The organism is Aurantibacter aestuarii, from assembly GCF_003008425.1.
Taxonomy (GTDB): domain Bacteria; phylum Bacteroidota; class Bacteroidia; order Flavobacteriales; family Flavobacteriaceae; genus Aurantibacter; species Aurantibacter aestuarii.
Genome location: NZ_PXOQ01000007.1, coordinates 118,169 through 144,273 on the forward strand (window position 1 = coordinate 118,169; position 26,105 = coordinate 144,273).

19 protein-coding genes are annotated in these 26,105 nt (G+C 31.4%); 5 read left to right on the forward strand and 14 right to left on the reverse strand.

Annotated elements, in window-relative coordinates:
* Positions 1–3: 3 nt before the first annotated feature.
* The 11 genes from C7H52_RS01745 to C7H52_RS01795 form a co-directional block, all read right to left on the reverse strand.
* On the reverse strand, positions 4–1,896 hold the full coding sequence (locus C7H52_RS01745) for a hypothetical protein (RefSeq protein WP_106462163.1): 1,893 nt from the start codon (positions 1,894–1,896) through the stop codon (positions 4–6).
* 303 nt (positions 1,897–2,199) lie between these two features.
* The gene (locus tag C7H52_RS01750) at positions 2,200–3,849 is read right to left on the reverse strand and encodes a 7TM diverse intracellular signaling domain-containing protein (RefSeq protein WP_106462164.1); all 1,650 of its coding nucleotides are present in this window, start codon (positions 3,847–3,849) and stop codon (positions 2,200–2,202) included.
* 78 nt (positions 3,850–3,927) lie between these two features.
* Complete coding sequence (locus C7H52_RS01755; RefSeq protein WP_106462165.1) at positions 3,928–5,589, reverse strand: helix-turn-helix transcriptional regulator; 1,662 nt, start codon at positions 5,587–5,589, stop codon at positions 3,928–3,930.
* A 301-nt stretch (positions 5,590–5,890) separates the two neighbouring features.
* Positions 5,891–6,085 carry a hypothetical protein gene (locus tag C7H52_RS01760; RefSeq protein ID WP_106462166.1) on the reverse strand — a complete coding sequence of 65 codons (195 nt, stop codon included), beginning with the start codon at positions 6,083–6,085 and terminating at the stop codon, positions 5,891–5,893.
* Between the two features lie 543 nt (positions 6,086–6,628).
* Positions 6,629–8,170, reverse strand: coding sequence for a hypothetical protein (locus C7H52_RS01765; RefSeq protein ID WP_106462167.1), 1,542 nt, complete (start codon positions 8,168–8,170; stop codon positions 6,629–6,631).
* 18 nt (positions 8,171–8,188) lie between these two features.
* On the reverse strand, positions 8,189–9,403 hold the full coding sequence (locus C7H52_RS01770; protein WP_106462168.1) for a T9SS type A sorting domain-containing protein: 1,215 nt from the start codon (positions 9,401–9,403) through the stop codon (positions 8,189–8,191).
* A 21-nt stretch (positions 9,404–9,424) separates the two neighbouring features.
* Positions 9,425–11,671 carry a beta-glucosidase BglX gene (bglX, locus tag C7H52_RS01775; protein ID WP_106462169.1) on the reverse strand — a complete coding sequence of 749 codons (2,247 nt, stop codon included), beginning with the start codon at positions 11,669–11,671 and terminating at the stop codon, positions 9,425–9,427.
* Positions 11,672–11,675: 4 nt separating this feature from the next.
* Positions 11,676–13,043, reverse strand: a complete 1,368-nt coding sequence (locus tag C7H52_RS01780) for a glucoamylase family protein (RefSeq protein WP_106462170.1) — start codon at positions 13,041–13,043, stop codon at positions 11,676–11,678.
* Between the two features lie 19 nt (positions 13,044–13,062).
* Positions 13,063–14,502, reverse strand: coding sequence for a RagB/SusD family nutrient uptake outer membrane protein (locus C7H52_RS01785; protein ID WP_106462171.1), 1,440 nt, complete (start codon positions 14,500–14,502; stop codon positions 13,063–13,065).
* An 11-nt stretch (positions 14,503–14,513) separates the two neighbouring features.
* The gene (locus tag C7H52_RS01790; protein WP_106462172.1) at positions 14,514–17,519 is read right to left on the reverse strand and encodes a SusC/RagA family TonB-linked outer membrane protein; all 3,006 of its coding nucleotides are present in this window, start codon (positions 17,517–17,519) and stop codon (positions 14,514–14,516) included.
* A 209-nt stretch (positions 17,520–17,728) separates the two neighbouring features.
* Positions 17,729–20,422 (reverse strand): helix-turn-helix and ligand-binding sensor domain-containing protein, encoded by a 2,694-nt coding sequence (locus C7H52_RS01795; RefSeq protein WP_106462173.1) that lies wholly within the window; start codon positions 20,420–20,422, stop codon positions 17,729–17,731.
* 302 nt (positions 20,423–20,724) lie between these two features.
* Between C7H52_RS01795 and C7H52_RS01800 the strand changes: the two genes are divergently transcribed.
* The 4 genes from C7H52_RS01800 to C7H52_RS01815 all read left to right on the forward strand — a co-directional run bounded on the left by C7H52_RS01800 (position 20,725) and on the right by C7H52_RS01815 (position 23,914).
* Positions 20,725–21,138: a DUF2452 domain-containing protein gene (locus C7H52_RS01800; RefSeq protein WP_106462174.1), complete on the forward strand. Its 414-nt coding sequence runs from the start codon at positions 20,725–20,727 to the stop codon at positions 21,136–21,138.
* A gap of 66 nt (positions 21,139–21,204) precedes the next feature.
* Positions 21,205–21,792, forward strand: coding sequence for a HupE/UreJ family protein (locus tag C7H52_RS01805; protein ID WP_106462175.1), 588 nt, complete (start codon positions 21,205–21,207; stop codon positions 21,790–21,792).
* An 80-nt stretch (positions 21,793–21,872) separates the two neighbouring features.
* A complete protein-coding gene (locus C7H52_RS01810; RefSeq protein ID WP_106463055.1) occupies positions 21,873–22,307 on the forward strand; it encodes a deoxycytidylate deaminase in 435 nt (144 codons plus the stop codon).
* Positions 22,304–23,914, forward strand: coding sequence for a S41 family peptidase (locus C7H52_RS01815; protein WP_106462176.1), 1,611 nt, complete (start codon positions 22,304–22,306; stop codon positions 23,912–23,914). The genes C7H52_RS01810 and C7H52_RS01815 overlap by 4 nt, the downstream gene beginning before the upstream one ends.
* Positions 23,915–23,916: 2 nt before the next feature.
* On the opposite strand, the gene C7H52_RS01820 is transcribed toward C7H52_RS01815, so the two are convergent.
* The 3 genes from C7H52_RS01820 to C7H52_RS01830 are packed head-to-tail and all read right to left on the reverse strand — an operon-like array spanning position 23,917 to position 25,334.
* Positions 23,917–24,519, reverse strand: a complete 603-nt coding sequence (locus tag C7H52_RS01820; RefSeq protein WP_181256214.1) for an FAD-dependent oxidoreductase — start codon at positions 24,517–24,519, stop codon at positions 23,917–23,919.
* A 6-nt stretch (positions 24,520–24,525) separates the two neighbouring features.
* Positions 24,526–24,723, reverse strand: a complete 198-nt coding sequence (locus C7H52_RS01825; RefSeq protein ID WP_106462178.1) for a hypothetical protein — start codon at positions 24,721–24,723, stop codon at positions 24,526–24,528.
* A 23-nt stretch (positions 24,724–24,746) separates the two neighbouring features.
* Complete coding sequence (locus C7H52_RS01830; protein WP_106462179.1) at positions 24,747–25,334, reverse strand: MarC family protein; 588 nt, start codon at positions 25,332–25,334, stop codon at positions 24,747–24,749.
* 104 nt (positions 25,335–25,438) lie between these two features.
* Here C7H52_RS01830 and C7H52_RS01835 point away from each other — a divergent pair, with 104 nt between their 5' ends.
* Positions 25,439–26,011, forward strand: coding sequence for a DUF3109 family protein (locus C7H52_RS01835; protein ID WP_106462180.1), 573 nt, complete (start codon positions 25,439–25,441; stop codon positions 26,009–26,011).
* Positions 26,012–26,105 lie beyond the last annotated feature (94 nt).

A 26,105-nucleotide genomic window follows, 5' to 3' on the forward strand; every position in this document is an offset into this window, starting at 1 on the left:
TAATTAATTTGTTGCTATCCAATTTACTGTTACGCTATCTACTGGATCTCCCGGAGAATCTGCTCTAAACACATGTATCTCGAAAGATGTGGTGGATTTAAATTTTACGTTAGCTATGTAAAACTCACCATAGTTACCCGATTCTACAGTTATATGTACTTGAGGTGCCGTGGTGTAAGCTCCTGTAAAATTTATTATTTCTATTGCTGTACCAGTTGGACTATTGGTAATGTTAACACTACCTTTTTCTAAAATCTCGCTAGTTGGTGTTTGCCATGTTGCGGTACCACTCGCATCACTAGTTAGCACTTTTCCTGTAGCTTGATTGCCGTCTACCATACGTAGATTGCCATTAATGTGAAGTTTTTCTTGAGGATTAGTTTCTGATACACCTATGTTTCCGCTAGGCATGATGCGAAAAGCTTCAGTTGCATTTGGCTCAAATAAAATCGCATTATTTTGATTGGTTCTAATTCTTAACTCGGCATTTCCTGGGTAATAACCTATGGCAGAAGAAAAATTATTTGCAAATTTTCTGAATTCTAATCGAGATTCGTTAGAAGTAGATTTTGCATTTAATAATAATTTTGCATCGCCAGAAGAACGTTCTATATGCAGTGCAGTTTCTGGAGTATTTGTTCCTATACCTATATCACCAACACTATTAATGAGCATTTTTTGATTACCAGCTGTATCGAAACGGATGATATCTTCATCTATGGTTTCTTCAACTTGAATCTTAGTATCATTATCTCCATCTGAAAGTAATACATCTGTTGTAGGAGTTTCCCATAATGCTGATCCAGAACCATTCGAAGTTAATATTTGTCCAGAACTACCATCGGAAACTGGTAAGCTATATGCATTACTAATTTTTACAACACCTCCATTTATTGAGAACTTTTCTTGGTCGTTTTCTTCTATTGTAAAATTTCCAGAACCGTCTAAACCTACATCGTAAAAATCTGAACCTGTATTATAAAAACGCGTTTGAGGATTTGCAGCATCACCTATATGCACTTGTGTTATTATTTTTCCACCTCCGGCAGACCAATTTGGAAAATAAGATGTAGCATTACTCATTTTTACATATAATCTTCCATTATTAGAAACACCACCTATACTTACATTACCAAAGGAATTTATACGCATTCTCTCAGATAATGTCTGATTATTTGTTGTAAAAAATCTTAAATCGCCATCGTTAACCGATCCATCATTATGAGAACGGATACTTGCACCAGTATAAATGGTACCTTGGTCGTTATTTCTTAAATCTATTTTTGCATAAGGATAGTTTGGTCCTGGATATTGACCTTGTATAGAAATAATTTGAGAACTGTTACTTGTGCCATCTGGCACTAAAGCTAAACCTGTATTTTGTAAAGTAAATTGTGCGTTAGATTGTGTATAACCTCCTACAATATCTAAATTTGTAGTTGCCTCTTCTAACACAATACGTTCTGTACCAGAAACGTCAAAACGAATTTTGTCTTCGTCTGTGTTTTCTTCTACTTGTATTTTAGTGTCTTTATCGGTATCCTCTATTAAAGTTTTTACAGAACTATTACTAGTTTCTAGTTGTACCCAAGTTGTAGAAGCATTATCCCAAAAATAGAATCCAGGAGTATTTGTACCTACTGTTGTGGTTAAATAAACCAACATACTATTTTGATCTGCTGTTGGATTTGTTGCCGGAAATGCATTTACTCGAGGTATTAAAATACCATCGGTTACGTTAGGTGTAGTAGCATTACTTGCAACGATATCTAATTGTGCATTTGGTGTGGTAGTGTTTATACCTACTTGCGCATTTAAATTTTGACTTAGGAAGAAAAACAGCGTAAGCTTAAAAAGTAAATTATTATTAAAAACTTTTAATTGGTATAATTTCATAAGTTATAACTATTTATTTTTTTATTACTCGTAGTAGTTGTTTTAAATTGCTTTCAATCTCATTTAGACTATTTAAATACTCTTTATCATTTTCTTGCTCTTTTGTAACAGATATAGATTTAGAATACTTATTCTTGATAGAATTAAAAAGAATAGACAATTTTAACATTATTTTAGTTTTTATTTAACAATGCAAACTTAAATATGATTTTGAATAATTTTTATAAAATTGACGGGACAAAAAAGGGTAAGACAGGGAACAAAACAGGGAACAAAACCTATAAACATCAGTTATACAAAGGTTTAAAGCTTAGATATAAAATCATCTAAACTATCTTCTTTCTTTAAATTAAATTTAGATTTTAGCCTCCTACGTGACATTTTAACAGCATCTATAGATGTGTTTCTAAGATTAGAAATTTCACTTCTTGATAATCCAGACTTTATTAAAATAGCAATTTCTAATTCTGTTTTTGTTAGATTAGAATAATGTGTTACTAGTTTATTTTTAAAATTTTCATTTAATTTTACTAAACTTTGTTTAATGACTAAGTTTTTAGAATCATCTGCACTACCTAACTTAATTTCTTTTAAAAGTTTTTCGAGATTTTCAACTTTTTCTTCTTTACTAATTGACTGAAGTGTTTCGGTAAGTTTTGCTTTATCTTTTAAATGATTAATAGATTCATTCATTAATTTCACAATCTCTTTTTGCTTTGCAATAATAGATTCATTTTTAGACAAGTTGTCGCTCTCTAATTTTAATTTTTCACTTTGTAATAAATTATAACGATGGGCTAAAGCAAACGACAGCAATAAACATTCTAATACAGAACCTAGCATATAAGCATTTGCAGTTACTGCATTAATTGGAATAATATTTAATAAAGTAAATACATATAATACAATAGTTATACTGTATAAACTCCATGCCGCTATAAAGTAAATGGCATATTTATTCCCTTTCAAGTAAGTAATAATTCCAGATGATAATGCTATAAACCCAAAAAGCAAAGCCCCTACAGCAACAGTAATATTAGTAGTTTTAATACCAAATATATAATAGGATATAATTTGATAAGCAATAGATATTATTTGATAAAAGATTAAAAACTTAAGCAAATTATAGGCTAGTTTACTATAAGATTTTGTGTTTAAAAACTTTATACAGAAATTTGCTAAAACGATTACACCTGAACCAATAATTATAACAGGTAACCATTGATGAAGGAAAAAATGTTCATCATTTATTATAAATAATTTAGCAAAACCTCTGACTAAAAGTTGAGTTAATAGAGACAAAACAACACCTATACTATACCAGACGTAAAGTGTGTCCTTCAAGCCAAAAGCAAGAAAAAGATTATAAATGGCAATTATAAGAAGTGCACCTATTAAAAGACTTATGGTTATAATCTCTTTTAACTCAACATTAGCTTTATTTTTATTATCTATAACGTCAATATCAAACGAAATACCATATTTACTGCTGGCTTTAAAATAAAGTGTTTGAAATTCATTTTTATTAAGTTTAATAGGAAAATAAATTGAAGACCCTTTTATTACTTTATCTGATTCTTTTACCATAAACCCAGATTCCAGAACTGAGTTTTCGGTATACAGTATAATAGAGTCTTGTAAAGACTTTTTTATTCTAAAAAACTTTTCAACTTCTTTATTACTATTATTTCTTACATTTAATTTTAACCAAATAGGAAAGTTTTTAAATCCAAAGTTTAAAATGTTTTCTTCAGATTTTTTAAACGGTATATTTCTTGCATATCTTATATTGTATTCATGCTCTTCATCCTCATAATAACTAAAATATTTTCCAATTTCCTTAGATAAAGATGAACTATCAATATTTAAGGTGTCATTTGAAGCCTTTTGTGAAAAAATAACAATAGGAAATAGCAGGAGAATTTGAAAAATATTTAATTTACGTGTTAACATAAATTAAATATTAAACAATTTATGAAGTCGCTAAAATATTTATTGTTTTTTCTTTGGGACAAAAACGGGACATTATTTTTAGCTATTGGTTTTTAAACTTTTATATGTTTCTAAGACAAAGTCTTTTAAGTTTGCCGTCTTGTTTAAATTTAATTTTTTAGAAATTCTATATCTAGATTTTCTTACTGATTCTGGTGTCGTATTTCTTAATTGAGCTATTTCTTTATCTTTTAAATCTTGAGCTAAATAAATTAAAATTTCAACATCTGTTACAGTTAAATCATTGTACTTATTCCTTAAAAATTTTGAAAAATCTGAATAAATTTTAAAATTGTCGCTTTTAATATTTTGATAAGTTTTGCTTTGTTTATCTTCAGCTTTAAGGTTAGTTATTAAAGATTTAACATTCTTATTGCTAGATAACTCATCTGTGTTTTTTATAGTTTCTATCAAAGTTTCTTTCTGCGTAATTTGTGAAAGTGTTTCTGCTAATAACTCACTCACTTTAATAGTTTTATTATTAAGATCCTCCTTTAACTTACTGTTTTCAATTATTTTTTTTTGTGCTATATTTTTAGATTTCAACTCTTTTTGTCTAAAAATGAAGTAAGATAAAATTAATAAGAAGAAGGAAATAAGTATTGTAAGCCACGTATATAGTCTTGTCTTTGATTTGGAGTCTAAAATTTCCAAGTTTAAATCGTTTTCTAACCGAATTTTTTCTTGTGCTAACTTATTTTCAAACTCTAATCTTGCAGACAAGTCCGCCATATTTTGATAATTTTCTTTAGCAACAATATCGTCGTTAAGTCTTTTATATTTTATGTAATATTCATAGGCATTTTTATAATTTTTTTGAGCTTCTGCTAAATGAACTTGAGACAGATAACGCATTTTTAACTTTGTGCTATCACCTAAAAGCTTTACAAAGTTTATACTTTCATCTAAAAAGATTTTAGATTGTTTATATTGCCCAAGTTTTCTATACAGTTTAGAATATGCATATTGAACTTTTTCTAAACCAATCAAATTAGAATCTAAAGCATAATATTGTTTTGCTTTTTTAAGATAGCTCTCAGATTGTTTAAGATTTTTAAAATATCTATAAACTCTAGCCAACTCATCATAAGCTGAAGCTGCGATAGAATATAATTTATGGTTTAAAGCTTCTTCTACTACATCTTCATATATTGAAATAGATACTTTGTTAATAGAATCTATTTTGGTCTCATCCTTTAATTTTAATATTCTGTTACTTTCTTGATACATTTTAAAAGATTTTAACTTTAAAAGTTCTTCTATATTTTTTTGTGAATTAGCATTTTCCGCAGCCAATTTGAAAAAAAAATCTGCCTTATCAAAAGCATCTTGACTAAACCAAATTCCTGATATACTCCTGTAAGTTCTACTTAACCAAAATTCATCACTTATTTCTTGTTGAATCTTGATAGATTCGTTTAATTTCTCGAGTGACTCTTGATAATTTATCGATTTTCTATTTAGGTATGCGGAAAAATCTAATAATTCAGGCTTAGATTTTTTTAATCTAGAATTTGGACTAAATTTTAAGCTATCGTTTACTAAATTTAGAACACTATCTACAGTATTTTTAAAATATAATGGGTTTGTGTGGTATTTTCTTAAAGCCTTAGTATATGCCTCAACATTATTATATCTATCCTGTGAATAAGAAATTTTAAAGAAAAATAAAAAAATAAAAAATAAGTATCTAAAAATCATTATTATTCGATTATTTCACGACCTGTATTCTTTAAAAGATTGAACACAAAATTCTATTAGTAAATTACTTTAAAAAACAACAATGTTAATATTTCAACATAATTAATACATCTTACAGTTCTTTATAAAAAATAAATCTGAAACATTAGCGTAAAATCAAGTTATCCAAATGTAGCAAATTTGAAAGATAAAGAAAGTAATCTGCCTTAATTTTACACTATTTAATTGATCTGTTAGTTGCAACGTTGGTTGCAATGTTGGCAGTATTGGTTTTAAAGTGATTTGTTGTGAATTTTCTGGTTTAATTGGTTGTTCTACTGGTTGCAACGTTGGTTGTTCTGGTTGCTGTGTTGGTTGCAATGTTGGTTGTTCTGGTTGCATCGTTGTTTGCGGTGTAAATTTTTGGTGTTGAAAATTCTTTCTTCAAAGTTAAATCGTATGCACTTTTGTATGCATTTGTGTATGTAGTCTGTATTAAAGCTATAAAATTAAGCATAAAAAAACGGTTTGACAACATCAAACCGTTTATATACAATACTTTGCACTTAGTAGCGAGAACTGGACTCAAACCAGTAACCTTCGGGATATGAGACCACTTATTAATTCTTTTATTTCTCTTTAAACTTAAAATATCATATTGCTAGACTTTAATATTATATATAGAATTAAGATGAAGGTAAAGAGAAATAAAATTGACAAAATCTGGTCTGTTTACACTAATAAAACTGAAATTTTCATAATGATTACAATATTTGCTACTATATTATTTTTATTTGGTTTATTTTGAACGATTATAAAATCGTTCTAAAATAATCAATTCATGCAAACATTATCTAGTTTATAATTAAAAGAAAAATTCAAACTTAAATTTTAATTTTCGGGATATACTCGGGATTACTCACTAAACAAATAATATATTACCTTGTTTTTTAGCATATTATAGCTTTTTAATGTATTCCCGCCTTGAGTACAACAAAAAACCTCAACTATTTTTGAATAGATTGAGGTTTTTTTATGCTGGTTAAACGTAATTACATTCTTAAGGTGCTTCAAAACGCATGTCATCTATATAATAAATATCCATAGCAGTTCCGTTTACTTGTCCTGCATTAAAAAACAATACTAATTTATCATTTCCTGCTCCCATAGCTGATGCAAAATTAAAGCTTAGCTCAACCCAATCTCCCGCTACAGTAATGTCTGCAAAAACTTCTGCTGGTGTTCCTCCTTCTAGTTTTGCTAATACCGGAGCAACATTTGCTGCTAAAACTTTCATTCTAAACGTACTGTTTACACTTAAATCGATAGGTGTGTTTAAATTAATAAATAGATTGTCGAAAGGCATCGTCCCGTCATCTACATATCTTCCTACGTTTGAACTGCGATTTTGACAGCTTACGTTAGGGTTTTGCACCGTTGGTGCATCGTTTATCGTTGGATCGTTACCAAGATTATAGTTTTGTTGACAATCAAAATCATTTACAATACTTAAATCTGGAGTGACTCCTGTGCAATCTTCAATTATGGCAGAGCAGTCATCTGATTCGAAACGAATATCATCTAAATAATAAATATCGGCATTAGTTCCATCGGTCTCTCCTGCATTAAAAAACAGAACCAACCTATCGTTTCCGCTATTTGCTGCTAGTGAAAAATCAAACGTATAGTCTACCCATTGATTAAGAACTGTAATATTAGCAAACACTTCTATTGGTGTTCCGCCTTCTAGTTTTGCTAATAAAGGACCCGATGTTGTTGCATATACTTTTAATTTTAATAAACTATTGTCTGTTAAGTCTATTGGCGCATCAAACACTACTTGGAAATTATCGAAAGGAGCTGTTCCGTCGTCTTCATATCTTCCCACATGAGCACTTTGATTAATACCTTGAATAAACGGATTATCAATTCTTGGCACATCTGTTTGTGCCGGGTTATCGCCTAAAAAATAGTTTTGCTGACAATCGAAATCGTTAATTACCGATAAATCTTCAACAACACCTTCACATGGATCTACAGCGACATCAAACTTTAAATCGTCTATTAAATACACGTCCTCTCCATTTGTTGTAATTCCGCTATTAAAAATTAAATCAATTTGAATAAAATCTTCATTTTGAACTTCTGTTAAATCAAAATCATATTGTGTCCAAATATCATTTCCTGTAACTACAATAGTATAAGACATTATTTGACCTAAAGTATTTGTCAACTGAATTTCTAATGTGCCTGTTGTTCTAGTTTTTACTTTTAAATTAAATACGGCATTGGTAGATAAATCGATTGCACTATCAAAATTAATGCTTAATCCATCTGTTGCGCTTGTTCCATCAATATATTCACCTACAAAGCTTGACAGATTAATGCCTGTCTCACTTGGATTTCTAATAACAGAAACACCACTAATTTCGACATTAGACTGACATTCAAAATCTGTAATTATAAACGGATTTACAACCACATTATCTGAAACACATCTCTCTGTTCTAATAAAGTCGTATTCCTGTAATTCTCTTTCACATGAATGAAAAAGGCTACAAACAATTAGTAAAATAGATACTCTATATAGAAGTGTTTTCATTATTAAAATATTTAATTATTAGTGTTTTACAAACTTAATTACTTGACTTGAAGTGCTTGTATTAAGTTTTAAAAAGTAAATACCTGACTTTAAATAATCTATAAAAATGGTATTTGTTATTGTTTTAGAAGAAGTTTTTACAGTTTTACCTAAGACATTATATATCTCGTAGTTTTCAATGCCTTTAATACTTGATAGGTTAAGTTCATGACTAGCTGGGTTTGGATAAACTTTTATAGGTGAATCTTTAGAGAAATCTGCTATTGAAAGTGTTGAATTATCGAATCTTAAATCGTCTATAAGATAGGTGTCTGTTCCTGTTCCTCCTGTAAAACCTGGATTAAAAAACAACACAACTCTTGTATTACCATCTGTAGCTTCTGCTGTAAAATCGAACGTAAATTCTTGCCATGTATTAACCGCACTAAATGGTGAATATTTATCTGGAGTATTTGTACCACCTTCTAATTTTGCTAAAATTTGCACAGATATTGGCGAGTAGAATTTAATTTTTAAAAGGCTGTTTGTAGATAAATCTATTGCAGTTGGATATTGTACGGTTAAAGCATCAAACCCGTCAGTGTTATTGTCTGTATATTGTCCAACATTTAAACTGGTGTTTATACCAGTTTGCGCAGGGTTTGGAATAGTTACTAACGCACCTGTTATAGGATGAGATGGCGCACTACATTCAAAATTTGTAATTACTGGATCTACACAAGGAGCTGGTGGTGCATCAAAACGCAAATCGTCTATATAAAATATATCTGTTCCTGTTCCTGCATTGAAACCCGGATTAAAAAACAAAACCACTCTTGTGTTACCATCTGCAGCTTCTGCACTAAAGTCGAAAGTGAATTCCTGCCAAGTATTTACAGCACTAAATGGTGAATATTTATCTGGAGTATTTGTGCCACCTTCTAATTTTGCTAAAATTTGAACCGAGATTGGTGAATAGAATTTAATTTTTAATAAATAATTAGTCGATAAGTCTATAGCCGTACCATATTCTACCGTTAAATTATCAAATCCCATCATGTTATTGTCTGTATATTCTCCCACGTTACTACTTGGGTTTATACCTCCTGGCACTGGATTTGCAATGCTAACTAGAGCACCAGTTATTGGATGAGATGGTGTACCACACTCAAAATTTGTAATAATTGGATCTGCACACTGCGCTTGTCCAAAATAAGTTATTAAACCAAATGTAAAAAGTAATAATTTTTTCATGTCTTTATTTTTTAAGGTTAATTAATTTTTAAATGTAAAACTGTTTGTAAAATCGCTACCCGAACTTCCAGCAACAAATAAATCGTAATCGCCAGCTTCGTTTGTAAACAGTAAACTTTGGTTATAAAACTTTAGAGTTTCAGCTGTAATTTTAAATTCAACTTGTTTAGATTCTCCTTTTTTCAGTTTAATTTTTTGAAATCCTTTTAATTCTTTAACAGGACGGGTAACACTTCCGAACCGATCTCTGATATAAAGCTGTACAACTTCTTCACCCTCAAATTGACCTGTATTAGTAACTTTCACGTTTACGCTTATAGAGCTGTTTTTGGTTAAATTTGTTGAAGACAATACTGGTTTATCGTATTTAAAAGTGGTGTAACTTAATCCATAACCAAAAGGAAATAAAGGCGAGTTTGCGACATCTATATATTTAGATACATATCGAGAATGTGCACCAACAGCATCTTCTGGTCTTCCAGTATTTTTCATGTTATAAAAAATAGGTACCTGACCTACGTTTCTAGGAAAAGTCACAGTTAATTTACCTGCGGGATTATACCTTCCATAAAGTACATCGGTAACAGCATGACCACCACTAGTTCCTGGAAACCAAGCTTCTACAATAGCATCTACGGTTTCATTCTCGTAAGTTAAATTTAAAGGTCTCCCGTTATAAAGCACTAAAACTATAGGTGTGCCTGTTTTTTTTATTTCTGAAATTAGTTGTTGTTGTATGCCTGGTAATTTTAAATGAGTTCTACTTGCAGCTTCACCACTCATTCTTTCTGATTCTCCCATTACCATAACAACAACATCCGATGCTTTTGCAATAGCGATAGCGTTTTCAAAATCTGACCTATTATCACTTTCAATATCACAACCTTTGGTATAGGTAAAGGTCTTGTTCTGTGCTTCAAATCCTTCTTTTACACTTACTGCAATACCGTCTCTATCACCTTTAGCTGCCCAGTTTCCTATAATATGAAATTGATCGTCTGCTAAGGGTCCAATTAAAGCGACTTTTTTAGAATTATTTAAAGGTAAAATATAGTTTTCATTTTTTAATAAAACCATAGACTTTCGAGCAGCATCTCTGGCTAACTCTAAATGGTCTTTATGTAAAATTATTTTAGCTTCATCTGCTTCATTACAATATTTATAAGGATTGTCGAAAAGACCTAATTTAAATTTTAGTCTTAAAATATCTCTTACCGCTTTATCTAAACGAGTCATTTTAATTTTTTTCTGGTCTATGGAGGTTTTCATATGATTTTTATAAACCCCACCTTGCATGTCCATATCTACGCCTGCATTCATGGCAAGTTCTCCTGCATGCTGTAAGTTTTCTGCAAAACCATGCGGAACCATTTCGTTTATAGAAGTATAATCGGTTACTACAAAACCATTAAATTTCCATTCGTCTCTTAAAATATCTTTTAAAAGAAAGCTATTTCCTGTTGCTGGTACGCCATTCAACTCGTTAAAAGAGGTCATAAAAGTCGCCACATCTGCCTCAATAGCGGCTTTAAAAGGTGGCAAGTAGACTTCCCTTAGCGTATTTATAGACATGTCTACAGTATGATAATCCCTACCAGCCTGAGCAGCACCATAAGCTGCATAGTGTTTTGCACACGCCAAAACGGTACTTTTATCGGCAAGACTTTTTCCTTGAAACCCATTTATTCTAGCTTTAGCAATAAGACTTCCTAAATAGGTATCTTCTCCTGCTCCTTCTGCAATACGTCCCCATCTTGGATCTCTAGCAATATCTACCATTGGTGCAAACGTCCAATGTAAACCTTCTGCAGCAGCTTCTTTAGCAGCAATTTGTGCACTTTTTTCCATAAGATCCAAATCCCAGCTTGATGCTTCTCCCATAGGAATTGGAAATATAGTTTTGTACCCATGAATAACATCGTAACCAAAAATTAATGGAATACCAAGTCGAGTTTCTTCTACTGCAATTTTTTGTAGTTTTCTGGTAAACGCAGAGCCTGTAGCATTAAAAATGGCACCAATTTGGCCATTTTTAAGATAGGTTGTGTAATTTGTATCTAAAGTTGGACCTGTAATATCTTCAATACTAGTATATAATACTGTTTGTCCAATCTTTTCTTCAACCGTCATAAGAGCTAACAGAGAGTCTATTTTACGCTCTATAATGTCATCTTCTTTATTTTCGGTTGATTTGTAGTCTATTGTTTTCCACCCCATAGCAATGGTACCAAAAAGAATACATAGGATGTAGATATAACTTTTTTTCATGATATTAATAAGTAAATTCTAAAAGATTTAAGCCGTTTATAACATCTTGATCCTGCATGAATAAATTCCATAGCATCTGGCTTCTGTAATTTTCTATCATGGCAACAATTGGACCTTGGTCTATCGCCAAATACCCATCATCAAACCAATTAAATTCTTCCGAAAAGGCATCGTAAAAACCATATTCTCCCCATAACCTATCGTTTAAGTTATAGTAGAAGTATTCTAAAGCTTTTCTAGATTCTTCAGGTGTGTAAGGAAAAGATGATAGTGCTGCTGTTGGAGTTATTACCCCAATATCGTTTAAAGGATCATGAACAGCGTAACCATTATAATCATTACTTGCTGTAAGACCCCAACTATCTCCGCCATAGCCGATATAATTATTAGGATTGTTTTTACAATATTCATAATTAATTAAAGAATGAGCCACATTTTGGTTAAAATAATTAGCGTATTGGTCGCTTAAGTTTGTAGGGTCTAAACCAATAAATGAATAGTGGGAATAAAATAATGGGCCACCAAAGTCCACACCTAAAGGTAATACGGTGCCAACATATGTGTTATTATTTATAATCTGTCCGTTTCTTGCCCAACCATTATCGTAAGTTAATTTTGTAATGGGAAATGTTGGAGAGCCTGCCGCTAAGACATACACCATTAAAGATTCGTTCCATCCTTGAATTTTTAAATCTATAGCAAAACCATTGTCTGGAGACCAATGCCAAGTCATTTCATTTTGACCTCTTTCAAACCAAGACCATTCTACATTTTCGTAAATAGTTGAAATTCTATTAATTATAACAGCTTCTTCCGGAACTGTATTAGATAAATATTGTCTATTTATTAAAAGACCTTGCAGTAAAAAAGCGGTTTCTACTAAATCTGCACCATTATCTAACGGGCTAAAATCTCTTGTCTGACCTGTATCTCCTATATACCAATGTGAGAAAACACCATGGTAAGTTTCACAACTTTCTAAGAAATTTAAAATTTTGTTTAAACGCTCTATCGCTTCTGCTCTAGTAATCCAGCCACGTTCTACAGCCGCAGGAAAACAAGCAATTCCAAAACCAGATCCACCAGTAGTTACTACTCTATCACCATCACCTCCAAGTGCATCGTCTTGAGAAGTCTCTCTTGCCAGACCACTGACAGGTTCTGCAAAATCCCAGAAGTAATTAAAGGTACGTTGTTGTACTAAATCTAATAATTCTTCAAAAGGAATAACTTCTACTGTGGGCTGATCCACAAAACCGACGTCTGCTGGTGGAGGATCTATTTCTTTGTTTGTACAATTAGAACCTAAAAGAAGGGCAACGCCTACTAAAGTAAATTTTACTAAACTCATCATATTTGAATTATTAATCATCTTTAAGTTTCTTTATCAATTAGTAATTAGGGTTTTGCACAAGTGCTCCTGCACTAATATCAATCTGCTCTTGTGGTATTGGAAAAACTTCATGCTTACCCTCCATAAAAGGAATTCCTTTAGAATTAAGAACCATAGATGCTCTTCCTTGTCTTACAAGATCGAAATAACGATCATGCTCAAATGCTAGTTCTAAGCGTCTTTCCTCCCATATAGCCAGTGTGCTTAAGTCTGTTGCTGCAGTTAATCCTGCTCTAAGTCTTACTTTATTAAGTGGCGTTGCAACATCTCCACCAATTATAGATTTTGCTTCTGCATTCATTAACAACACTTCGGCAAATCGAAAAAGTCTTACGTTTTTTCCTGTTTGTTCCGACTCGGTAAGAATACTTGAATAAGCCTTTTGGTTATATCGTGGATTAGGAGCATTTATATTGATAACTCGCCCATCAAATAAGGTCTCTCCAGCATACATTATAGTAGCTTCTCTTCTAAGATCGTTAGCAGTGTAAGCATCATTTAAATCTTGTGAAGGCGTATTAAAACCCCAACCCCAGCCTCCTTCGCCACGAGCTCCTTGGATGGTACTATACTTATCTACTCCTGCGGCTGGTTCATTACCTCTAGCCTGAATTTCAAAAATAGATTCTATATTGTTTTCGGAAGTTTCTTTCCAGATGTCTTCATAGTTTGGAGTTAAATCATATTCTAAAGAAAGTATGACAGCATCTGTATAAGCTACTACTTCCGGCCATTTGGATTGATACATACTCACTTTAGCCATTAGGGTTTGTGCTGCCCCTTTGGTTGCTCTTCCTAATTCTGAAGCTGGATATTCACTTTTAAGAGGCAAAGCGTCAATTGCAAATAATAAATCCTGCTCTATGAAAGCAAAACACTCTTCTTTTGATTTTTTTGCTAAAATCCCTGAATTAATATCATCAACAGAAGTAATATTTGAAATTAACGGTACGCCTCCAAAAGATTGGACTAATCTAAAATAAAATAAAGCTCTCAAAAATCTGGCTTCGCCTAGTAATCTGGTTTGTAAAGCAACATCCATATCGAATTCTGAAATTCTAGAGATGGCTTGATTTGCCCTTTGGATTCCATTATAATGTCCCTGCCATACCTCACTAACAGAAATAATTGTTGGCGTAATTTGTAATCCATCTAACAGATTTTTATCTGCTCCTGTATCACTTGGAATACTACCTTTATCTGCATCATCGGACGCAATACTGGTTAAACCAGTCCACCCAAACGAACTCATTTCCCATTTTAAAAGACTATTATAGACTGCATTAACAAGTTCTGGAGCACGGTCTGGAGTTAGGGCATCTTCGGTTTCTTGGTTTGCATCTACGTCTATAAAATCTTCTGAACATGATTGTACCAAAACAAATGCCAGCAGGGTTACTAAAGCGTAAGTTTTAAAAAAATTAATTTCAGTTTTCATAATTTTTAATATTAAAATGAAGTGTTTAGGCCTACATAAAATGATTTTAAGGTTGGATAAGCGTCCAGCTCTATTCCTGCATTGCCTAAAGGAGCACCTGGTAATTCTGGAGTAAATCCTGTAAACTTTTGAAATATAAATGGGTTTTTAGCAGTTGCATAAACTCGAATGGAGTTAAAAAAACTTTTTTCTGTACTTGGAATAGTATATCCAACTGTAATATTATTAACTCTAAAAAAATCTCCGTCTTCTAGATAATATGTTGACGATAATGGAACATCATTAAAAGCTCTCGGAGTAGTATTACTTGGTCGACCAGTGGTATAACGGCTATTAAATTCTACTAATTCTATATTTTCATTACCAAAGCGTTGTGCTTTTTTCCCGTTATAGACTTTATTTCCAAAATTAGCGAAGGTATCTACGCTAAAATCAAACTTTCTGTATTGAACTCCTAAGTTAATACCTCCATATACTTTGGGAAGATATGATCCAAAAAATGCTCTATCACTTTCATCTACAACGCCATCTTCGTTTAAATCTTTATATACCAAATCTCCATTATCGTCTATTCCTTCTACATCATATAAGTAAAAACTGCCCAATGGTTGACCAACAGCTATTTTTTTTGTGTATTGTCCGTTATTAATAAAACCACCAATTTGTTCATTGAAAAAAGGATTTGTGACTTTAGCAATCTCATTTTTATTATAAGACACATTGAAGCCGATGTTGTATTTTAAATGATCATTAATATTATCTTTCCAGTTTAATGCTAGCTCTATACCTTTATTTTCAATTTCACCTACATGAGAATTAAATGGATCAAAACCAATAATATCTGGCAACTCCAGTTGTAAAGTTGCGTTTCTATTTAATCTCCTATAGGCATCTATTTCTCCTGAGAGTCTGTAATCTAAGAGTGTAAACTCCAAACCAACATTAAATTCTTCTGTAGTTTCCCATGTAAGATCTTCTTCTATTGTACTGGTAATAGTGATACCTTGCTGAAGATTTTGATTTTGTCCAAATGCATAAAACCCACCACTTCCCGTTGTTGCTGCTAAAACATTTAATGGTACATTTTGATTTCCTAATTCTCCATAACTGGCTCTTAACTTTAAAATATCAAAAACACTGTTTTCCATAAAGGTTTCTTCGGTAAGAACCCAACCTGTACTTAAAGCAAAAAAATTTCCAAATTGTTGGCCTTTTTTGAACTTACTAGAACCATCTCTTCTAAACGAAGCACCAAATAAATATTTGTCTTTATAGTCATAATTTATTCTTGCTATGTAAGAATATAATCTATCAACTACGCCTAAGGCACCTGAATTTAATTGAGTTTCATCTTCATCTCCTGTACTTAAATTAAAATTAAGATTTGAGTCTAAGGGCACATTATTTCGTGTTGCCGACAAAAACTCACCTCTATTTTCTTCTGCAGTTATTCCTAATGTTGCATTAAAGGTATGCGCATCGTTATAGGTTTTTTTATACGTGAAATAATTATCTAAAAACCACCTGTAAGTATTAGTATGGGTAACTGTAAGTCTCGTATTAGCAGGGTTTTCTGAATCTCCTTCAAAACTACTCTCTGTGTTAAAAGGGTTTTGAGCTAAAAAATTCCCTAATCTGTTTCTAAATGCGTAAAATCTACCATACTCTGTTTCTATTGAAAAGCGAGAGGTAAAGGTTAAATCTTGTAAGATTTCATAATCCAATTTAAAAGCGCTCTGAATTTTAAAAAATTTATTTTTATCTCTTTTAAAATCGTTACTTGCATCTATAGCTGGATTTGCAACATTATTAATATTTACAGATGAGCCATAGGCGTCATTTTCGTCTCTAACAGGTATTATTGGCGCTTGTTTATACGCTGCTGTAAAAAGTCCATAGTTTTGAGGTGTTCCTGATGCAAGTTGCACACCTACATTGTGTGAAAAATTTAGTTTTTTACTAATTTCATAATCGACATTACTTCTTAGGGTTAGTCTGTTAAATTCATCGTTTAATAAAACCCCACGCTCCCTATTAAAGCCTGCACTAAAAAAAGCCTTTATCCTTTCTGAACCACCAGAAACGGACATATTATAATTAGAAACTAAACCCGTTTGTGTTATAACATCCAACCAATTAGTGTCGTAAGGTTGATTTGTAGGAATAAAACCAATAGTGCTATCGTCGTTTGTAGGATTATTGTCTGTTAAATAATCACGTCTAGCAGCTTCATTACTATAAGTAACATACTGCGAGGCATTTGCCAATTCTACGCGAGTTAAAATATCTCTAACACCAGTGTAGGTATCAAAGTTTATAATCATTTTTCCCGCCTTTCCTTTTTTTGTAGTTACTATAATTACTCCATTTGCGCCTCGGTTTCCATAAATGGCTAAAGAGGCAGCGTCTTTTAATACATTTATAGATTCTATATCGGAAGAATTTATATTATTGATATTGTCGGTTAGTATACCGTCAACCACATAAAGTGGATCTCTTCCTCCTTGAACTGTTCCCAGTCCTCTAATTATAACTGTAGAGGCTTGACCAGGAGCATCCGAAGCTACAACTTGTACTCCAGAAGCTTTTCCTTGAAGAGCTTGAGTGGCATTTAAAACAGGCTCTTTAGATAATTCTTCGCCTTTAATTTGAGCAACAGAACTGGTTAAAATAGCTTTTTTTTGAGTTCCATAGCCCACAATAAGTACTTCATCTAAAGCACTAACATCCTCTTTAAGTATGATATTATAGGACTTATTGCTGGCAACTGTAATATTTTGTTCAATAAAACCCAAATAGCTAAATGTAATGATATCTCCATTCGATGCCTCTATACTAAAATTTCCATCAAAGTCTGTTTGAGTTCCTTTTTGTTTTGCCTTTATAATAACATTTGCTCCTGGAAGTGGTACATTATTTTGATCAACAATGGTTCCCGTAATAATATTTTGAGTATATCCAAACGAAACACTTAGTACCAATAGAAGTAAAACAAGAATTTTAATTTTAGATTTCATGTAAACTATTATAATTTAAAAAGGTTTAAATCTCACCTCTTACAAATTTAAAGGAATCATTAATGTCTACTCTCAATGAGTAAAGATGTATAGGCCTATTTTCAAATAGGTCTTGTAAATCAAACAGTTACATCATTTAATAAACTTAATTTTAACAAAGCGATGTGGTAATGATGAGGTAAAATAAGAGCTGTATTGAGAAATACGCATTAAAACTGGTCTAAAAATTCGATAAAAGTAATTTGAGCATCTAGATTTAGCTTTTTTCTTAATCGATAACGTTGTAGCTCTACACTTCTTGTAGTAATACCCAATAATGGGGCTATTTCTTTAGAGGTTAAACCAACTTTTATATAAGCACAAAGCTTACGATCTTTAGTAGTAAGTTTTGGAAATGCCATAGAAAGGCTTTTAAAAAAATCTTCATTTAATTCATTAAACTTTGTCTCGAAAAGAGTCCAATCATTTTTACTATCTAATTGCTCACCCGACCTATGCAAAATATTTTTTGTTCTAGTCAAGTTTGGAGATGACTTTTCTAAACGTTTTAACTCATTTCTCAACAATATAATTGTTTCGTTTTTTTGAACAATTGAAGCCGTCCTATTTGTTAGTTCTTTTTTTCTTGTCTTTATCTCATTAATAAGATTATTTTTTTCAACCTGCTCAAGTTTTTTCCTTGCTTCCTCCTTTAGATGCATCTGGACTTTTAAATGATCTTTTTTAGCTTGATGTTTTTGGTATCTAGCAACAAAATAAATTACAAAAAGGAGTAATATAACATAAACTATCTTCATTAAGAGACTTAAATACCAAGGCGGTAGCACCTTAATTTGAAGAGTAGTTTTTAAAAAAGGACTTCCTTTATCGTAAACTTCTAAATTATAATTTCCTGCAGGTAAATTTTGAAACGTAAATCGTCCATTTTGTATATCTTCATTTAAATTAACTTCTCCATTTAAATTATAAGCTAATATATTTTCATAAGCACCAGGCGTAAACACTTCTAAAGTTAACAATCGAGCATCTTTATGCTTAAGCTCTAAATTATTAGGCAAAGAATTATCTATTAATTCACGATTAACGAAAACCTTATGGATTATCGGTTTAGATTTAAGTGTGATTGCTTTGTTGTTCAGACTCAAAACTGAGAAACCATCTTTAAGATTAAATACTACAGTAGAGTCATTTTTATATATAAGCTTTTCGTAACCTCTTACAAATCTTGAAAAAAGAAATTTGTTAGAAAAATCATCTTCAAGTTCTAATTTGTAATTAAAACATGAGATAATTGACTTAGTATTATCAAACAACCAAAACTTTGATGATTTTTTACCTAATAACTTTTTACCATAAAATTTACCAACCGGCTGAAATCTATCATTTATTTTTGAATATGTATACCAATTTCCATTTACCAAAAAATAAGGTTTACCATTTAGCTCTTCTAATTCAACTTTATGGTCTTTAATCATAGGATGCCCTGAAAAGCGGTTTATTTTATTTACTATTGAATTTCTCTTATCATAAAGCACCTTGTATAGACCTTTATAATTATCGGTTGCCCAAAGCGTGGAATCATTTTCAAAAACAAGTTTGTCTATTGGAACATCTAGTCCGTCCAATTTAGAAATAACATATTCATTTTGAATAGTTTTCAAAACACCTATTCCAGAATAGGTCGACAAAAACAAATCGTTGGAATCCGATCTTGAAAAATAGTTATAAACACCACTAAAAGATCCTTTTATAGGTACTAGTTTTTTATCACGAATAATAAACGCTCCATTATTATGCGCACAAAACAATTTGTTTTCAAACTTAAATAAGTTCCAGGAATGACCCTCAGAATCATTTATAAGCTTAAGCAGATTGTCTTCAAATGTATAAACACCTGTATTACTTGCTAAATAATACTTATTTTGAAAAAATGCAACGTCATAAACAGTCCCTAAAACCCCTGTTAAATCTGTAAAATACAAGAAGTTACTTTTTATATCAATTTTACTAATTCCATTATCTAAAGCCAGCCATAAATAATTGTTATCTATTTTAAGGTCTAAAATGGTGTTATTTCTTAATCCGGACTGTTTGTTTAAAATTTTAAATGTTTGGTTTTGTATATTATAAATTATAATTCCGTTTTTAACCGTGCCAAATACAATCTGATTTTTATTACCAAAGGAGATCTTATTTAATGTAAAATTCTTAAGCGCTTTATTTAAATTAACAGGTAATTTCTGAATTACTATTCCGTTATACAAAAACGCTCCTAATTGTCTAGTGTTGAGAAATATAAGGTCATCAAATGAAACAACATGTGTTACCTCATTAAAAGATGCTATTTTTTCATTTCCTTCATAAGGAACTACAAGTGTATTATTAATTTCATTTAAACCAGTATCTAAGCTACTAAATAGTAATTTATCTTTATAAACACACAATCCAGATATATTAGAACTGGTTGCAATTCTATTAATTTTAGACCCGTTAAAAGCATATATTGCGCCAAAAGACCTAAAAAAAATAGTGTCATTAAACTTTACGATTTGCCAAAACTCTTCGCCTTGTAAAGGCTTATCTTTTCCGAAATTTTCTTTTAATGAAAAATATACATGTTCACCTAATAAATTTTCTTCCCAATACCCAAACTCCTCATAAGACCCTGTAAAAATTCGATTACCATCAGAAAATACAGAACGCACAATCATTTTATTTGGTAATTCGTATAAAGTCCAGAATTGACCATTGTAAATTGATAGCCCAGAATTATTAGCCACAGCAACTCTTCCATCTGAAGTAATATCTACACCCCAATTTTGACTACTACCAAATGCATAATTAGTTATTTCTGGACTTAAAGATTGTGCTTGTAATGAAGAGGCTAAACATAAATAAACCATAATGATATGACCTATTATGAAACATCGATATTGTAGAATATAGTTCTTAAGCAATTCCAAAAATATTTCCTTATAAAGATTAGTACAACATTCAATTGTGTCATAGTTAAGTCTTCTATTTCATATTGAATGCTATAAATTTAATGGTTTTAAAATTAAGCCTGACAAGAAAAAGAAAAGTTCATAAATAAAAGAAAACCAAAAACTATCTTTCAAAAGAACAAATCTCATTTTGTTAATTAAATTTAAACAATGCTTTATTACGAGGTGTAATTATTAATTTTACAAAAGAAAAAAATAAAATGCAGAACAAGAAAAAGCCTGACAATGTCGTTTTTAATACAGAAACACAACAATACGATGCTGCATTAAAACCCTATGCCACTAATGTTGGTGCTCCAGCCATTTCCGTGACAGATAATATCTCTTGGAAAAATAAAAACATAAGTATTGCAAATAAAACACTTAAAGCAAAATATTTAGAATTAAAAGCGGAGTACGATAAAATGCTAGAAGAACTAGATTACAACAATCTTATTTACAATGCAAAATTCAACTTCCAACCTATAGTTGGTGAAACTTATCACTTATATAATGATAAAAATGGTAATCCGTTTTTATCTATTATACATCCAGAAGAATGTAACTTCGAGTTTTTAGATAGCTTTTATCTAAACTCAGAACAATTATGGGTTAAATCGACTGAAAAATCTTAAACCTTTAAGTAATTGTCTCCTCTTGTATTTTCTTATATTTGGAAAAAAAATTAAATCCGTTATTTTATGTTTGACACGTTTTGGATGAATGTTAAGTTTGGTATTAACCACGTACTAGACATTAATGCGTATGATCACGTATTGTTTCTGATTGTATTAACTGTGCCCTATTTGTTTAAAGACTGGAAACGTGTCTTTTTGTTAGTAACCATGTTTACTTTGGGCCATACAGTATCTTTATTATTAGCTGTTTATGGCGCTATAAATATAAAAGCCTCAATTATAGAGTTTTTAATACCTATAACTATTTTAATTATCGCAATATTTAATGTATTTACTGCTGGAAAGGGTGCTCAAAAGGAAAAAGTAGGCATTCTGTTTTTTTCTACCTTATTTTTTGGACTCGTGCATGGTTTAGGTTTTGCCAGAGAGTTTAAAATGTACGTTGGTAAAGCTTCCTCGAAATTAATACCTCTTTTAGAATTTGCTTTAGGTATTGAAATTGCACAAATTATTGTAGTCTTTATTGTTTTGTTGTTAGGTTATATTTTCCAAACCATTTTTAGATTTTCTAAAAGAGATTGGGTAATGGTTATTTCTGCAGTTGTAGTAGGGCTAGTTATTCCAATGTTAATTAACAACTATCCATTTTAAAAACTCTTAAACTTCTAATACTTACATCCATTAATAGCCGTTAACTCTATAGATTTACATCGTGCTTAGCTCTTATGACCATGCCTAAAAAAAAACAATTAAAATACGATAAAGCTTATTTAAGAATGGCTCAGGAATGGGGTAAACTTTCTTATTGTAAACGTAAGCAGGTGGGCGCAATTATTGTAAAAGATAAGATGATTATTTCAGATGGCTATAATGGTACTCCTTCCGGTTTTGAAAACTATTGTGAAGATGATGAAGGCTACACCAAGTGGTATGTATTACACGCAGAAGCCAATGCTATTTTAAAGGTTGCAGCTTCTACGCAATCTTGTAAAGATGCGACTTTGTATATCACATTGTCCCCATGCAAAGAATGTAGTAAGCTTATTCATCAGGCTGGCATTATTCGTGTAGTATATAATCAGGCTTATAAAGATGATTCAGGCTTAAAATTTTTAGAAAAAGCCGGTATTGAACTAGAACATATAGAAGACGTTACAAACAAATGAAAAACTCCACAAAATATATTCCTTTACTTCTTGGTATTGCTGCTGCAATTGGAATTTTTATTGGTGGAAAATTAAATTTTACAGACAACTCAGATCGTATTTTTTCAACAAATAGTAAAAAAGATAAACTTAACCGTCTCATCGACTATATTGATTATGAATATGTGGAAGACGTTAATACCGATAGTATTGTAGACGTAACTGTTAACGGCATTTTAAGTAACCTAGACCCGCATTCCGTTTATATTCCTAAAGAGAATGCTCAGAAAGTTAGAGAAAACATGAAAGGTGACTTTGTTGGTGTTGGAATTAGCTTTTATACCTATCGAGACACCGTAACGGTTATACGAAGTTTAAAAAATGGACCTAGTGCAAAAGCAGGAATAAAAGGTGGAGATCGAATTATTACAGTAAATAGTGATACAATAATTAACAAAGGTTTAAATAACGATGCCTTAGTTAATAAAATTAAAGGTCCAATAGATTCTTATGTAACACTTGGTGTATTTAGAAAATCGACTAATCAGTTTCTTAACTTTAAGCTAAAGAGAAGTACAATTCCTTTAAAAAGCGTTGACGCTAGTTATATGTTATCTCAAGATTTGGGCTATATCAAACTAAATCGGTTTGCAGAATCTTCTTATAAAGAATTTATTACCGCTTTAAGAAGCTTAAAATCAAGTGGTGCACAAAAACTTGTTTTAGATTTAAGAGACAACCCAGGTGGTTTTGTTGGTATTGCCAATGAAATTGTAGATGAATTTCTTGAAGAAGACAAGCTTATTTTATACACAAAAAATAAAAAAAACAATATCGAGAAAAGCTTTGCAACCGACAAAGGGATTTTTGAGAACGGACATGTTTACGTTCTAATTAATGAAAACTCGGCATCTGCAAGCGAGATTTTAGCAGGAGCTCTACAAGATAACGATAAAGGTACAATTGTAGGAAGACGATCTTACGGTAAAGGTTTAGTGCAACGCGAAATGCAATTAGGAGACGGCAGCGCTGTAAGACTAACCGTATCAAAATATTATACACCTACCGGTCGCTCTATTCAGCGTGCTTACGAGAAAGGTAACACCGATTATTTTGACGATTATTATAACCGTCGAAATAGTGGGGAACTTACCGACGAAACAAAAATTGAAGTTGCCGATTCTCTAAAATTTACCACACCTAAAGGAAAAGTAGTTTATGGTGGTGGCGGTATTATTCCCGATGTGTTTGTTCCTATAGATAAAGGTATGAATAATCAAACACTTGAGTTTATAGAAAAGCGAGGACTTACCAGTAATTTCGTATTCGAACTTTTAGAAGAAAATCGTGAAGCTTTCTCTAACTACACTCAGAAAGATTTTGTTTTAAATTATAGTGTTGAAGATAATATCGTTAAAAAATTTGAACGTTTTCTTCAGGAAAAAACACAATCTAATATTGTTTTTGTGGCCTATAGAGAAGAAGTCAAGCATTATATAAAAGCAAATATTGCAGAACAGCTTTTTGGAGATGAAGCTTACAATAAGGTCTTATCAAAATATGATAATATGATTGAAAAAGTCCTTTTAATTGAAAATCCTCCAGAAATTATTGAAGAACAAGAATAGGATTAAACCTTATCGTGTACTTTGGTATGCTTACCATTATTCCATAGAGTCAAAATATCGGTTGCTACTTGTGCTCCGCTACCTGAAGCAATTGCAAACTGACTTCTCCAACCTGCCAAAGTTCCTGCTACATAAAGGTTTTCGTCAACTAAATGATTTTCATTTCTTAACCAAATTCGGTCTTTTTCAATTGCTGCGCGCGGGTGCGGCTCCACATAATGCTCCAAACCTTTAATAGTTAATAAACTGGTATAACCCACTGCAATAACCACAGATTTAGAACTATAAATCCCTTTATTCGTTTTTACTTCAAATAAGGATTCATTTAGCATTATAGAGCTTACTTTTTCCTTTTCATAAATACCTACTTCAGGATATTGTGTTCTTAATTGGTTAAGTCCTTGGACCAAAATATCACTTCCCAGTGTACCTTGCTGCAAGCCCAATACATTATTAAACAATGCATTTTGTAGGTGAGATGTTTTTTGATGCGCTATAATAGCAACCTTTTTATCTTTTGCAAAATCCTTAGACAATCCAGAACCCAATACCAAAGCACAAGACATTCCTGCTGCTCCACCACCAATAATTAAAGTATCTAACACAGGCATTTAAGATCTTGTTTTATCTTCAATTTTTTTACTTATCCTAAGTGTTTGTAATAATACTAATGCACAAAGTGAAGCTAAAATAGTTATTAAAGCCACCGTGCTTTCACCTTCAAATAAATTATTAAAATTAAGTAAGGTAACATTATAAGCTATTAATGCTATGGCAATTATGGAGAAAATTAAAATGATGTATTTCATATAACTTTTATTTTAATGGGAAATTAGGCAAAAAGTATTTTAATATTATCTGCAAACAGTTTTACAGCAATTGCTAATAAAATAACCCCAAATACCTTACGTATAATACTTATACCGTTAACGCCTAAAAAACGCTCTATACGTTTAGAAGTTTTAAGTACAATATAAATAACCACGACGTTCATAATAACTGCAACAATTATATTTTCTAAGCTAAACTCCGCTCTTAAAGATAATAAGGTTGTTAAACTACCTGGACCTGCAATTAGCGGGAAAGCTAAAGGAAATACCGATGCTGTTAGCGGATTGGTATCTTCCTCCTTATATAAGGTTACCCCTAAAATCATTTCTAAAGCTATAAAAAATAAAATAAAAGATCCTGCAACCGCAAAAGAGTTTACATCTAAACCAATTAAACTTAAAATACTTTGCCCTAGAAATAAAAACACTGTTAAAATTACCCCAGCAATTATTGAGGCTTTCTCACTTTGGATATGACCAACTTTTTTTCGTAGATCAATAATGATAGGAATATTACCTATAATATCAATAACTGCAAATAATACCATAAATGCAGTAAAAATTTCTTTAAAGTTAAAATCAAAATTCATCGCTCTAAGTTTTTAAATTTTCGGCAAAAGTAGTCTATTTATAGACCTAATCTGTTAAACAAATGTAAAGATTCTTTATTTTTGCCGCCAAACAGTAATTAATTATGTTTCAATTAGGTAAAACCATTATTTCTGAAGAAATTATTAATAAAGACTTTGTCTGTAATTTATCTGCATGTAAAGGTGCTTGTTGCATAGATGGTGACGCTGGTGCTCCACTTACTGTTGAAGAGGCTGATACTTTAAACGATATATATCCAAAAATTAAACCTTATTTAAGACCGGAAGGCATTGCTGCTATTGAAAAGCAAGGAACGTCTGTTGTAAATTTTGGAGAATTAGAAACACCTCTTATTAATGATGCCGATTGTGCTTATGTTATTTTTGACGAAAAAAACACAGCTCTTTGTGCCATAGAAGAAGCTTACAATCAGGGAGATATTAAGTGGAAAAAACCTGTTTCTTGTCACCTTTACCCAATTCGTGTTAAGGATTACACAGAATTTTCTGCTGTAAATTATGACAAATGGGATATTTGCGATGACGCATGTTCGTTAGGTAAAGAGTTACAGGTTCCTGTTTACAAATTTGTAAAAGAAGCACTCATTAGAAAATTTGGTAAAGAATGGTATACAGAACTTGAGCTTATGGCTGCTAAAATAAATACAAAAAAATAAGGTCTGCCAGAAGACTTAAAATGCTTCACTTTTATCTACACAAATTTAAAAATCGTGTTTTTTAAAAATCCTATATTTAATCGCTAGCGAGCGC